At 68.3% G+C, this 13,252-nt stretch carries 11 protein-coding genes; 6 read left to right on the top strand and 5 right to left on the bottom strand.

Annotated features, from left to right (window positions below; all coding sequences use genetic code 11):
* Window positions 1-229: 229 nt before the first annotated feature.
* Both ACESLR_RS01090 and ACESLR_RS01095 read right to left on the bottom strand, forming a co-directional pair.
* On the bottom strand, window positions 230-1,561 hold the full coding sequence (locus tag ACESLR_RS01090; RefSeq protein WP_373024270.1) for an MFS transporter: 1,332 nt from the start codon (window positions 1,559-1,561) through the stop codon (window positions 230-232).
* A gap of 58 nt (window positions 1,562-1,619) precedes the next feature.
* Window positions 1,620-2,246 (bottom strand): TIGR02281 family clan AA aspartic protease, encoded by a 627-nt coding sequence (locus ACESLR_RS01095; RefSeq protein ID WP_373024271.1) that lies wholly within the window; start codon window positions 2,244-2,246, stop codon window positions 1,620-1,622.
* 170 nt (window positions 2,247-2,416) lie between these two features.
* On the opposite strand from ACESLR_RS01095, the gene ACESLR_RS01100 reads away from it, so the two are divergent.
* The 3 genes from ACESLR_RS01100 (at window position 2,417) to ispG (ending at window position 5,882) form a co-directional block, all read left to right on the top strand.
* The gene (locus ACESLR_RS01100; protein ID WP_373024272.1) at window positions 2,417-3,271 is read left to right on the top strand and encodes a hypothetical protein; all 855 of its coding nucleotides are present in this window, start codon (window positions 2,417-2,419) and stop codon (window positions 3,269-3,271) included.
* 94 nt (window positions 3,272-3,365) lie between these two features.
* Window positions 3,366-4,409: a hypothetical protein gene (locus ACESLR_RS01105; protein ID WP_373024308.1), complete on the top strand. Its 1,044-nt coding sequence runs from the start codon at window positions 3,366-3,368 to the stop codon at window positions 4,407-4,409.
* Between the two features lie 246 nt (window positions 4,410-4,655).
* Window positions 4,656-5,882, top strand: a complete 1,227-nt coding sequence (gene ispG, locus ACESLR_RS01110) for a flavodoxin-dependent (E)-4-hydroxy-3-methylbut-2-enyl-diphosphate synthase (RefSeq protein ID WP_373024273.1) — start codon at window positions 4,656-4,658, stop codon at window positions 5,880-5,882.
* Window positions 5,883-6,197: 315 nt separating this feature from the next.
* On the opposite strand, the gene ACESLR_RS01115 is transcribed toward ispG, so the two are convergent.
* Together ACESLR_RS01115 and ACESLR_RS01120 are read right to left on the bottom strand one after the other, a co-directional pair.
* Window positions 6,198-7,763, bottom strand: a complete 1,566-nt coding sequence (locus ACESLR_RS01115) for a PAS domain-containing methyl-accepting chemotaxis protein (RefSeq protein WP_373024274.1) — start codon at window positions 7,761-7,763, stop codon at window positions 6,198-6,200.
* 220 nt (window positions 7,764-7,983) lie between these two features.
* On the bottom strand, window positions 7,984-9,363 hold the full coding sequence (locus tag ACESLR_RS01120; RefSeq protein ID WP_373024275.1) for an HDOD domain-containing protein: 1,380 nt from the start codon (window positions 9,361-9,363) through the stop codon (window positions 7,984-7,986).
* Window positions 9,364-9,476: 113 nt separating this feature from the next.
* Between ACESLR_RS01120 and motA the strand changes: the two genes are divergently transcribed.
* The 3 genes from motA to ACESLR_RS01135 are packed head-to-tail and all read left to right on the top strand — an operon-like array spanning window position 9,477 to window position 12,367.
* Window positions 9,477-10,331, top strand: coding sequence for a flagellar motor stator protein MotA (gene motA, locus ACESLR_RS01125; protein ID WP_373024276.1), 855 nt, complete (start codon window positions 9,477-9,479; stop codon window positions 10,329-10,331).
* A 19-nt stretch (window positions 10,332-10,350) separates the two neighbouring features.
* Window positions 10,351-11,301 carry a flagellar motor protein MotB gene (motB, locus tag ACESLR_RS01130; RefSeq protein WP_373024277.1) on the top strand — a complete coding sequence of 317 codons (951 nt, stop codon included), beginning with the start codon at window positions 10,351-10,353 and terminating at the stop codon, window positions 11,299-11,301.
* A 1-nt stretch (window position 11,302) separates the two neighbouring features.
* Complete coding sequence (locus ACESLR_RS01135; protein WP_373024278.1) at window positions 11,303-12,367, top strand: CobW family GTP-binding protein; 1,065 nt, start codon at window positions 11,303-11,305, stop codon at window positions 12,365-12,367.
* Between the two features lie 94 nt (window positions 12,368-12,461).
* Here ACESLR_RS01135 and ACESLR_RS01140 read toward each other — a convergent pair whose 3' ends face one another.
* Window positions 12,462-13,250, bottom strand: a complete 789-nt coding sequence (locus ACESLR_RS01140; protein ID WP_373024279.1) for a sulfite exporter TauE/SafE family protein — start codon at window positions 13,248-13,250, stop codon at window positions 12,462-12,464.
* Between the last annotated feature and the right edge of the window lie 2 nt (window positions 13,251-13,252).

A 13,252-nucleotide genomic window follows, 5' to 3' on the forward strand; every position in this document is an offset into this window, starting at 1 on the left:
CCACCCGCCGCTCTTCGGATGTAAAAACCGGAGGGGCAGGTCAAGGGCGATTCACAGGAAGACGCGAAGATCGGAAGAGGGATTGGGTTGAGATGTAGAGGGCATGGCGGGTGGTCCAGGTATGCCCCGGGCGCCAGCCAGGACCCGCACCCCAAAACCCTTCCCATCTTCGCGTCTTCCTGTAAATCGCCCTTGACCTTTCTCGCACATGCGTGCGCTTCGTGGTGAATCAAACCGCCGCGGCCCGGCGGCGGTCGGCGAGGCGGATGGGGATGGACGCCAGCAGCCCGGCGAGGAACAGGAACAGGCAGAACAGGATGGCGTTCTCGAGGCCCAGCCAGGCCTGGAGCAACCCGATGCCGAGCAGGCCGAAGATCGCCGCGGCCTTGGCCGACAGCCCCCAGAAGCCGAACCAGCGCCCGGCCTCGCGCGCCGGGACCATCAGTGCCACCAGCGCCCGACCGGCAGACTGTGCCGAACCGAGACAGAGCCCGGCCAGGATCCCGACACCGAGGAACACCATCTGCGCCTCGACCGGACGCGCCAGGAGCACGCTCAGCCACTGGGCAATGGTCGGCGTGGCGAAGATCGCCAGCACCGCCAGGGACCACAGCACCAGCGTGATGCGATAGATCCGCACCGGACCCGCACGGTCCTGCAGGAACCCGAAGCCCACGGCACCGACCACCGCGGTGACCTGGGTCACCACGAACATCAGCACCCGCACCGGCTCGCTCCACTGGATCACCTGCGCGCCATAGATGAAGGTGAAGGCGATGATGATGTAGATGCCGGCCATCACGAAAAAGATGGAGACGAACAGCGCGCGCAGGTCGCGGCGCTCGCCCAGCGTGACCAGCGAGGCCTTCACTCGCTTCCAGCCGAGCCCCATCTGAACGTTGCGCGCCATGCGCCGCCGGGTGCCGCGCTCCTTCAGGAACAGGAAGGTCGGCAACGCCGAGACCAGGAAGAACGCGGCCGCGAACGGCCCGACCCAGCGGATCCGCTCGAAGTTGTCCGCGCTCACCTCGCCCAGCAGCCCCAGGGCAAAGGCGGTCGCCACCAGCCCGCCGACATAGCCCAGCCCCCAGCCCAGCCCGGAGATCCAGCCGAGCTTCTCCGGTGGCCCCAGGTCGGGGAGGAAGCTGGCAATGAAGGACTCGCCGATGGCATAACCAAAGTTCGAGGCGATGAGCAGCGCCATGCCGAAGAACACCAGCCCCGGTTCGACGAAGTACAGCAACGCCGTGGTGATGATCGTCAGCACCCACGAGGCGGCGAGGAAGCGCTTGCGCGCGGCCGTGGCGTCCATGATCGCCCCGGCGAACGGGGCGGCCACGATCACCATCGCATAGCTGACCGCCAGCGCGAGGCTCCAAAGCAGGTTGCCCAGGCGATAGTCCGGGGCGTCGCCGACAATCACCCGCGTGAACAGGTCGCCAAAGATGACCGTGATGATCAGCAGGGTGTAGGCCTGGTTGGCAAAGTCGAACATCGCCCAGCCAAAAATCTCGCGGCGCGGCGCAGGGGCTTTCTCGAGGTAGCGCCGAATCAGCGGCATGCAGGGTTTCCGGGGACCATAAGGGGGCTCATGCTAACGCAGCTTCGCCGCTGCGCCGTCACCGCTCCCGGATCCTCAACGCATCGCCATCGGTGTCGACTGCGAAGTGATCGAGGAAGTTGCGGCCCAGGCGCGAACGCGGCAGGTCGTGGTCCGGCAGCACGATCGCGCTGACGCCCCGGCGTTGCAGCGCTCCGATCCGAACCTCTTCGATGCGGACTCTCTGACCATGGCGCGCACCGTGCTCGCCCCGGAAGCGCACCGACCGACCCTGGTCGGCATCGATCCCGGCCCGTTCGGCATCCTTGGCTCGCAACAGGACGGCATCCACCTGCGGATCGACGACGACCGTGACGGCAATCCCGTTCAGCCCGACCGTCAGCGCGTGCTCGCCGCGGGAATCCCGATGGACCCGGACCTCTTCACCGTCCCCGTCCGACGCACCCGGCAGCCCCGGCCCGGCCCGGGGCTGCACCCGCAACTCGCGCTGCTCGCCGTCGAACTCCACCCAGGCCGCACCCGGACGCGTGCGCAGGACGCGCACGCCTCCCGGTCCGGCCTCGCCGCTGGCGACCACCGCCCGCTCGTTCCCCACCGACAGCACCGCACGGTCCCCGAAGACCGCGTGCAGACGCAGTTCCTCCGCCGCCAACGGGCCCGGCCAGGCCAGCACCAGCCATGCCATCAAGGCCAATGCAGCGGACGAAGACCCACACCGGTCAGATCGCAGTCGCATCATCCCGCCCTTATAGCGCATCCGGCTGAACGAAACCCGAACATCCCGCGGGATACCGCTCCACGGGGCTTGCCCGCCGCCTGCTACCATCAGGACGTGCACATCCCCGTGGAGCCCCCGTGTCCCCATCTTCCCCGTCCGCCGAATCCAGCCTGCTCCCGACGCGGCACATCGCCCTGCGCCATGCCTTCACCCTGACGCTGCTGGTGATCGGACTGTGGCTGACGCACATGAACCTGCGGGTCCTGCCGGAAGCGGGCGTCGTCGCGCTGTGGATCGCGGTGACCCTCCTGATCGCCCATGGCGGCTTTCGGCGCCACCGGATTCGGCGCGCGGCATTCCTGCGTGGCTACCTGGAGCCCACCAGCCAGTGGCCCCGGCGCCTGCACGGCGGGCCGCTGATGGCCCTGCGTCACCTGGCCATCGGCGCGCTACTGGGCGGACTACTGCTGATCACGCTCGCGCGCATCCCGACGCAGGAGGTCTGGGTCGCTCTGCTCGTGGCCGCGTTCGTGCTGGTAATCAGCGAGGTCCTGTTCGCCCGCCTGCTGCGCGGCCATGCCCATCCACGGTTCGCCCCCGAACTGGTCCGCCGCGGGGCCCTGCGGGTCACGGGTCTGCTGCTGACCGTCGCCCTGCTGGTGCTGGCCCTGCAGGCCCGCTACCCCGACCTGACCGGCGCCACCCTGGAACAGGCGGTCTGGTTCCTGGTGCACCGCGAGGCCGCCCGCAGTCACCTGCTGGAGGCCGGGTTGCAGCTCGCCGCCACCCAGGACGCGCTGCGGCTGTGGCTGGGTCAGCAGTGGTTCCCGCAGGGCGTGGAGTCCCTGCCGGCCCTGCTCGGCTGGCTGCTGGTGCTCGCGGAACAGGCCTTCCTGGCGGCCGGCTTCCTGCTGCTGGCCAACGGCCTGCTGCCGCTGCGGCCGACAACCGACGCCCTGGGCGACCCGCGCAACGCGCCCGTCATCGAATAGTCCGGGCCCTGGGAGACGCCCTTCAGTGACCACGCTCACGCCGGCGCCGCAAGCCACGGCCGCCTGGAAGGCCCGGGGCGGCGTCTGGCTGGCCATGACCCTGCTGGCGAGCCTCGCCCTGCTCTGGCTCGCCAGCCAGCACGAACCCCGTACCTGGGCGGGCGACCAGCCGCTGACCCTGCAACTGGGCGAACAGCGGTACCAGCTCGACCGCCAGCGACTCACCGCGCTCGAGCGGTACACGCTGGAATGGCTGGAGGCCGGCGACACCGCAGCCCGGGAGCACTGGCAGGGCCGCGTGGACGCAGAGCTCGATGCCCGGTTCGAGGCCCTGCACGACCGCGTTCCCGACGTTGCGGAGTGGTACTACTCCCTCGGCGCGGAATACAGCCGCCTGTGGCGGCGCGGCGCGCAGTGGGTGAGCGAATCCGACCCGGATGCCGGCGCCCGCATGCTGCGCGAACGCCTGCTGCCGGAGGCCCTGTGGGACACGCCCCTGCAGGAACTCGCGACCACCGTCGAATGGGGCCTGGACGAGCAGCAGCGCCAGGTCCGCGACGCCTGGCGTCTGGAGCTGGCGGACCGCCTCGCGGAGGCACGCATCCCGGATCCGCCGCCGCGCGCCGGTGGGAGTTCGGCCGTCGAGGTCGAGCAAGGCCATGCCCTGCACGCGGCGCTGGACGTCGACCTCGAACGCTTCGACCGGCGCACCGGCCTGGCCGCCAAGGTCGCCGCCGGCACCGGTCTGGCCACCCCGCTGATCGCCCGCGCCGTGCAGGCCCGGCTGGCCGCCCGCGCGACACAGGCGGGGCTGGCCCGCAGCTTGGGGCGCGCCGGACGTGCGGGTGCGATCGGTGCCGGGGTCTGCGCCTGGAGCGGTCCGTTCTCACTGGGCTGTGGCGTCACCGCCGCCGGGGCCACGATCATCGGCGTGGACTGGCTGCTCCTGCGACTCGACGAAACCCGCCACCGCGAACACCTCGAACAGGCCCTGCACGAGGCCCTGGACGCCCTGCACACCGAGACCCGACTGGCGTGGCAGCAGGCCATCGCCGAGCGCGTGGAAGCACGCCATGCGGCCAGCCGCGCGTCGGTCGAAAACACCTTCCAGCCCTGGAAGGCCGGCCTGCCCCCCTGATCCAAACTGCGGGGTCCGGCAAGCCACAGGGCGCCACAAGCATCTCTTCATCCCGGCCGGAGCGAAGCGCAGAGCCGGGATCTCCCACGCCACGACAGCCCTGAGCGTGGAGATCCCGGATCACCGACGGGTGCGACATGGGTATCCGTAACGAGGCCCAACCCCGGCACGAGAGCGGCGTCTCGGCAGTCGCGCACTGCTGCGTTACACTCCGCGCACCGTTTCCTCGCGCCCGCGCAGATCAACATGAACACGATCCCCACCCGCCACAAGACCGTCCCCGTCCGCGTCGGCAACGTCACCGTCGGGGGCGACCACCCGGTGATGGTGCAGTCGATGACCAACACCGATACCGCCGATGCCCTGCGTACCGCCGTGCAGGTGGCGGGGCTGGCACGTGCCGGCTCCGAGGTCGTGCGCATCACGGTGAATTCCGAAGACGCGGCGAAGGCCGTGCCGGAAATCCGCGAGCGGCTGGAGGCCATGGGACTGGACGTGCCGCTGGTCGGCGACTTCCACTTCAACGGCCACAAGCTGCTAACCCGATACCCGGAGTGCGCCGAGGCACTGGCCAAGCTGCGCATCAACCCGGGCAACGTCGGGCGCGGCTCGAAACGCGACGCGCAGTACGCAGCGATGATCGAGACCGCCATCCGCTTCGACAAGCCGGTGCGCATCGGTGTGAACTGGGGCAGCCTGGACCAGGCCCTGCTCGCCCGGATGATGGACGAGAACAGCCAGCGCGCCGAACCGGCCGCGCCCGAGGCGGTGATGCAGGAGGCGCTGATCACCTCGGCACTGGAGAGCGCGGCCGAGGCCGAGCGCATTGGCCTTCCGCATGACCGCATCATCCTGTCGGCCAAGGTCAGTGGAGTACAGCCGCTGATATCGGTCTATCAGGATCTGGCCGCGCGTTGCGACTACCCGCTCCACCTGGGCCTGACCGAGGCCGGCATGGGCGCCAAGGGCATCGTCGCCTCCACCGCGGCGCTGTCCGTCCTGCTTCAGCAGGGGATCGGCGACACCATCCGCATCTCGCTGACCCCGGAACCCGGCGGCGACCGTACCCAGGAGGTCCTGGTCGCGCAGGAGATCCTGCAGAGCATGGGACTGCGCAGCTTCCTGCCGTCGGTGGTCGCCTGCCCCGGCTGCGGGCGCACCTCCAGCGAGTACTTCCAGCATCTGGCGCAGGACATCCAGACCTACATTCGCCACCAGATGCCGACCTGGAAGCAACAGTATCCGGGCGTGGAGGAGATGACCGTCGCGGTGATGGGCTGCGTGGTCAACGGCCCGGGCGAGAGCAAGCACGCGAACATCGGCATCTCTCTGCCCGGCACCGGAGAACAGCCGGTGGCCCCGGTCTACGAGGACGGCGAGAAGACCGTGACGCTCAAGGGCGAGCGTATCGCCGAGGAATTCCAGGCCCGAGTCGAGGCCTACATCGAACGCCGCTACGGCCAGACCGCGTAGCGCTCACGCGCAACACGAAGAAAAGCCCAGTCAAAAGGGCATTACAGGAAGGTTGGAAGATGGGAAGGGTTATTGAGGTGTGGGGTAGTGGCTAGCGCCCCCTCTACACCCTTTACGGTTTGACCCAATCCCTCTTCCAGCCTTCGCGTCTTCCTGTCGATCACCCCTGACCTACTTCGTGCCTCCGTGCGTTTCATGGCGAAAAACCAAACCACGGCACACCCTCCCTCGCGGTCGGTCAGAAGTAGACGCTGCAACCAGCCATCAGCAGGTAGCCGCACCAGCCCGTGTCATACCCAGTAAGCGTGATCGGACTTACGTCTGTTCGAAGCGCTGGATCAGGGCCTTGAGCTCGTCGGCCTCGGCCTGCATGCGGGCGCTGGCGTCGCGGGCATGGACGGAGACCGAGCCGGTTTCGGTGGCCACGTCGCGGATCGAGGTCACGTTGCGGTTGATCTCCTCGGAGACCGCGCTTTGCTCCTCCACTGCGGTGGCGATCTGGGTGTTCATGTCGGTGATCTGGGCAACGGCCTCGCGGATGGTGGTCAGTGAGTCACCGGCTGCCTGCGCCTTTTCCACCCCGTCGGCGGCCTGCTCCTGGCTGGCGCGCATCGCGGACATGGCCTCGCGGGCCCCGGACTGCAGGCCCTCGATCATGTTGCGGATCGTCACGGTCGATTCGTCGGTGCGTTGCGACAGTGAGCGCACCTCATCCGCCACCACCGCAAAACCGCGACCGTGCTCGCCGGCCCGGGCGGCCTCGATCGCGGCGTTCAGCGCCAGCAGGTTAGTCTGCTCGGCGATCTCGCGGATCACGCTCAGGATCTTGTCAATTTCCTCGGTACTGGCCTCCAGCTTGCCCAGCTTCTCGGCGGTGGACTCGACCTCCGCCGCCATGCGGTTGATCACGGACACCGTGTCGTTCACGACATCCTGCCCGGCCCCGGTCTCCTTCTCGGCGTTGTTGGCGGCCTCGGCGGCCCGCGCGGAGTTGCTCGCCATCTCCTGGATGGTCGAGGTCATCTCGTTCATGGCCGTGGCGACCTGATCGATCTCGTTCTGCTGGCGCTCGACGCCCGAGGCGGTCTGGTCGACGCTGCTGGCCATGGCATGGGCGTCGGCGTTCACCGCATCGGCCTTGTCCTCGATCCGCCCCAGCACGGTGCGCAACTTGGCCTCGCCGAAATGCTGCACCAGTTCCAGCGAGGCGCTGTCGTCGCGGCGCCCGGTGTAGATGGCCTCCATCACCGGGTTGTCGAACTGGTCCCGGGCACGGTTGACGGCCTGTCGGACGCCAGAAGTCAGCGCCAGCGAGACGATGCCACCGGCGGCAAAGATCAGCACCAGCAGGCCCGCCTGGACCAGCGGCTCGGACGCCAGGATCACTACGGCCAGCGCCAGCAGGAACCCGACCGTCCAGGTCCCCGCGAGGCGGCAGGTGAGGCCGTGGTACCAGCGCCGTGCAAAGCTCCGGCCCCGGTTGATCGCGGCATACACCTTCTCCGCGCGGGCGACGTGTTCGCGCGCCGGGGTCGCGCGCACCGATTCATAGCCCGTCTTGCGCCCGTTCTCGTAGGCGGGCGTCACGAAGGCGTCCACCCAGTAGTGGTCGCCGTTCTTGCGCCGGTTCTTGACGATCCCCATCCAGGGCCGGTCGGCCTTCAGGGTCTCCCACATGTTCGCGTAGGCCGCCTCCGGCATGTCCGGGTGGCGCACGATGTTGTGGGCGACACCGTCCAGCTCCTCGCAGTCGAAGCCGCTGACCTGGACGAAGTCGTCGTTGGCATACCGGATGCGCCCTTTTTCGTCGGTGGCGGAGATCAGGTCCCCGTGCTGATCCAGCGAATACTCCGTCTGGGTGACGGGCAGGTTCTTGCGCATGTCGCACGTCCTTTTGATTTTTCTGCGGGCGCCAGGCCCGCCTGGGAGACGCTGATTGAATCGCGCGTTCGAGTGATTCAACCAGCGTCTCCCGGGGTCGCCCATTCGCCGTGGCCGACCCTCATGAGTGCTGCGGATTATGGTCGTCTATATACGACCTTGTACATGTATCGACTGCCGCGACGCAGACTTGAGCCTCACGTCCGCCTGAAACATTCGCTCATCCACCGGCGGGGCGCGAGGCGGCCGCGAGGACCTTCCGAAAGCCTTCCAGGGCGGTCGATGTCAGTTCCAGATCGCGGGACCGGCGGTCGGCATACACCATGCCCAGCACGCGATCCCCGTCGCACAGGCGCGCCACCAGGCAGTCCACCCCGCCGGTCAGATGGCGCACGGCCGCGGGCATCTGCTCGCGGATGCGCTTGCGGTCCCACCACTGCGGTGCATCGTCATCCAGCACCTGGGCCAGCGGCCCGAGGGCCGACCGGTTGATCACGAAGTGGCTGAACTCCGGTTCGTGCAGCGTCCCGACCAGGTGCTCGGCGCGCAGGGTCTCGCCGTCCCGGGACAGGCGGGCGAAGACCACCCGGTTCAGACCCACTCCGAACTGCATCACCCGCAGCATCCGCCGCACGCGGACCTCGCGATTCGGCTCCTGCTCCAGGGAACGGAGGCCGTTGTCCAGCAGGTCGGCCCGCGGCATCAGGGCCAGGCGCGGCCGATAGCGCTCGCCCAGCCACACGCGGCCAGGCATCTGCGGGTCCAGTGCCGCGCGATGGTACACCGCGATGTCCTCGTTGAAACGCTCGATCACGGTGGCCACGCGGTCCGCAGCCTCCTTGTCCGACAGCCCCATCAGGCCGGCCAGCAGCCCGAGGTCGCGGTCGCCACGCGCGGTATCCATGCCACGGAAGACCTGCCAGGCCACAGCGCTCGCGACCATGACCTCGTAGGCCCGGTGATGCGCCGCGTTCACCGCGCGCAGGGTGCCCTGCACCAGTTCCGGCAGCGCCATCTCTTCCGCCATGGCCCGCGACAGGTCGTCCGTTGCATACCCCAGCGCGGCATAGCTCGCCTCGTCCGGCAGGGCGCTGAGTTCCAGCATCTCGAGCAACCGATCCAGGCGCGGCTCGCCCTCGACCAACAGTGCCAGCAGACCCAGCTGATTCAGCAGGGCCGCCAGGGCCAGTTCGCCCGGTTCGGTGTCGTGGCGCTCGCGCGCGACCTCGGTCGCGATCATCGCCGCCAGCCGCGACTGCGCCGCCAGTTCGCGGTAGGCCTGCGGCCGTCTGACCGCATCCTCGACGCGCGGGGCCTCGGCCGCCTCCCGGTGGACGTTCTGCAGCCCCAGCATGGCGATCGCGTCCCCCACCGAGTGCACTTCCTGGCGCAGGCCGCGGCGCGAGGCGTTGGCACGCCGTACCAGACGCAGGCTCAGGCCGGGGTCACGTTCGGCGTAGCGCGCCAACTCGCGCAACGAGCGATCCATCAGGGCATCCGGATCGGCAAACACCGCATCGCTCGCCTCCAGGATGGGCCATTCCACGGCCACCAGCCGGGTGACCTCGTCCATGTAGGTGGCGTCCTTGTCCTCGGGCATGCTGTACCTCGCGCGGGGGAGTCGTTATGGTTATGCGCGCCACTATAGCAATAGCAACACCGTGAACCTGTGCGCAAAAGCCCAATTAGAACCCATATCCCGGAACCCCATCAGTGAAGTTCATCCTCGGCATCCTGGTCGTCTTCGGTGGCGTGTTCGGCGGCTTCGTGCTGCACGGCGGCAACATGCTGGTCATCTGGCAGCCGTACGAATACATGATCATCGGGGGCGCGGCGCTCGGCGCCTTCCTGATCGCCAACCCGCTACGGGTCGTGATCACCGTGCTCAAGTCCATTCCGCAGCTCCTGAAAGGCGGTGCGAAGTACTCGCGCGAGGACTACCTCGATCTGCTCGCGCTGATGTACAAGCTGTTCACCAAGGCCCGCAAGGAGGGCCTGATGGGTATCGAGAATGACGTGGAGGAGCCCGGGGAGAGCGCCCTGTTCCAGGCTCATCCCCGGGTGCTCAAGGACCACCACGCCGTCGAGTTCATCACCGACTACATGCGCCTGATCATCTCCGGTTCGATGAACCCGCACGAACTCGATGCCCTGATGGACGTGGACCTGGAAACCCACCACGAGGAATCCGAGCGCCCCAGCCACGCGGTTTATCGCGTGGCGGACGCCCTGCCCGGCTTCGGCATCGTGGCCGCGGTGCTCGGCATCGTGAACACCATGGGCGCAATCGGCGGCTCGATCGAGGAGATCGGGATGAAGGTCGCGGCGGCGCTCGTGGGTTCCTTCCTCGGCATCCTCTTGGCGTACGGGTTTGTCGGCCCGACCTCGGCCGCACTGGAATCGCGCGCCCAGGAAGAGGCCAAGTTCCTGCAATGCATCAAGGCCTGCATCCTGGCCAACGTGCAGGGCTACAGCCCGCAGGTGGCAGTCGAATTCGGCCGCAAGACCATGGAAAGCGACATGCGGCCCGGCTTCGCCGAACTCGAGGAGCACGTGAAGGCGGCCTGAGGCCGCCCGGACCGCATCCATGGGCGTCGAAGACAAGACCCAGCCGATCATCGTCAAGAAGAAGGTGGTCAAGGGCGGCCACCACGGTGGCTCGTGGAAGGTTGCCTTTGCCGACTTCGCCACCGCGATGATGGCCTTCTTCCTGTTGCTGTGGCTGCTGGCGGCGATGGAGGTCGAGGAACGCGCAGGGTTGTCCGAATACTTCCAGAACCCGTCCGCCTTCGAGGGTCGCGCCGCCACGCCCGGGCAGGCGCCCGGCGACGGGACGGGCGTGGATCCATCGATCATCGACTTCGAGGGCATGCCGGAGATGCTCGATGATCCCGAGCCCATGGAAGCCCCCATGGGGATTGATGAACAAACCCTCGACGACCTGGCGGAGGCACGCGACCGCGAGTCCCTGGAAACCCTGCAGGAGGCACTGGAGGAAGCGGTCGAACAGAGTCAGGCGCTGGAGCCCTTCAAGGACCAGCTCCTGCTGGACATCACGCCCGATGGCCTGCGCATCCAGATCATCGATCGCGAGAACCGGCCGATGTTCGACAGCGGCAGCGCGCGCCCTCTGGACCATGCCGATGCGATCCTGCGCGAACTGGCCTCCCTGATCAACAAGGTCCCCAACCGGGTCTCGATCACCGGCCATACCGATGCCCGACCCCTGTTGCGCCCGGACTACACCAACTGGGAACTCTCCGCAGACCGCGCCAATGCCGCCCGCCGTGCGCTGATCGCCGGAGGCACCCAGCCCGACCAGATCGCCCGGGTGGTCGGCCTGGCCGACAGCGTGCCGTTCAACCGCGAGGACCCCGAGGCCGCGCTCAACCGCCGCATTTCCATCATTGTCCTCAACAAGGAGGCCGAGGAGGCCATGCGCGAGAGCCTCGAAAGCGACGGCGTCCGTGCCGACACCCTGGCGCCGGCCGACGAGGACAGCGGCACGCCGCCGGTCCAACCGGACGAGGAGAGCTGAGTTGACGCAACACCGCGACATCCCGGTCAATCTGGTCACCGGCTTCCTCGGTGTTGGCAAGACCACCGCCATCCGCCACCTGCTCGCGCAGCGCCCGGAAGGCGAGCACTGGGCCGTCCTGGTCAACGAGTTCGGCGAGGTCGGTGTAGACGGCGGCCTGCTCGCCGACACCGGCGTGGCGCTGGAAGAGGTTCCTGGCGGCTGCCTGTGCTGCGTCTCCGCGCAAATGTTCACCGTCGGCCTCAACCGGCTGATCCGCAGCCAGCACCCGGACCGCATCCTGATTGAACCCACCGGGCTCGGACATCCCGCCCAGATCATCCGCACCCTGACCGAACCGCCCTACGCCGGCGTGCTGGACTTGCGCGCCACCGTCACCGTGATGGACGCCCGCCACCTGGCCTCGCCGCGCCACCGGGAACACGCGAACTGGCGGGACCAGATCGCCCTCGCCGACGTGCTGCTGGCCAACAAGGCCGATCTCTACAGCGAAGCGGACCGCGAGGCGCTGCAGGCCTTTGTCGCCGCGATGCCGCCACCGCGTCCCCTGGTCGTGGAAACCACGCAGGGGCGTATCGAACGCGACTGGCTGAACCGCCCGCGGCTGGATCGGGGCGGCGCCCTGTTCCCGGAGGCGCGCGACTTTCTCGTGACCGCGACCGCGGATGGGCACGCCAGCCACGACCACGACCACGACCACGACCACGACCACGACCACCACCATGATGACACCGCGCACCCCGCCGACGCGTGGGTCACCATCGACACCCGCGGCGATGGCTATATCGGCCGCAGCTGGTTGCTGCCCGAGGGTCAGCGCATCGACCATGCCAACCTCGTACGCCTGGTCGACGACTTTGCCGGCGACCGCCTGAAGGGCCTGGTGGAAACCGACCAGGGCTGGCACCGCCTCAACCGCGTGGACGGCCACGGCGGGCTGGAACCAATGGACGCCCCCGACACACCGCTGCGCCCCCGCATCGAGGCCATCCTGCCGGAATCCAGTGCCAGCACCCTGGATGACCTCACGCGGGCACTCGAAGCCACCCACGCCCCGAACACCTGATCAGGCCCTCATCGCCACGGGCAAACGCATCACCATCGAGCGCCAGGAATGGCACCGCCTTCCGACCGAGGCGTTTCGCGGCGCTCAACACATCCTACGAAGTGGACAATCCAAGCCAGGCAGGATCGAGAAAAAACAGGACGGTAATCACCGCGCCGATCCCGGTGACGGCATGACGATGGCCGGCCTCCGGCATACGGCGCACCAGGGCAATGCCAAGCCGAGCCCCGAGGATCGCGCCCGCGCCCACAGCCAGCAGCCCGGTCGCGACCACCTGACCGCCCGCGATGTAGACCCCTACGGCCATCACGGTCAGCGCCGTGGAGAGAAGGTTCTTGACTGCGTTGGCCGCAGCCAGGTCCGAGAGCCCCTGGCCGCGCAGGATTGCCAGCAGCAGGATGCCGACGCCGCCGTTGAAATAGCCGCCATAGGTGCAGCCCAGCCCGGCCCCCAACATGCGTAACGGTCCCGGATGCGGCCGCGCGGCCTGGCGCTGCAGCCAGGGCCCCAGCGCGAACAGCGCGGTGGCGACCAGCAGCAGCCAGGGGATCAGGACACGGAAACGGGCATCGCCGGTCAGGAGCAGGGCGAGCGCGCCGACGACGCCGCCCAGCACGCCTGCCATCAGCAGCCCCCAGGCGAGCCCCCCACCCAACTCCTGCCAGGCGGTGCGCAACCGGCGCCGGTCCGCCAGGACGCTGGCGAGATAGCCAGGCAAGAGTGCTGCAGTCCCGGTGGCATTGGCGGCCACCGGCGGCACGCCCACGCTCATCAGCGCCGGCAACGTCAGGAAGCTGCCGCCGCCAGCCACCGCATTCAGCAACCCGGCAAAGAAGCCGGAAGCCAGCAGCAGGAGCGCAACACCGGAGGGCGCGACATCCATTC

It is taken from the genome of Thioalkalivibrio sp. (assembly GCF_041685615.1).
Classification (GTDB): Bacteria; Pseudomonadota; Gammaproteobacteria; order Ectothiorhodospirales; family Ectothiorhodospiraceae; genus Thioalkalivibrio.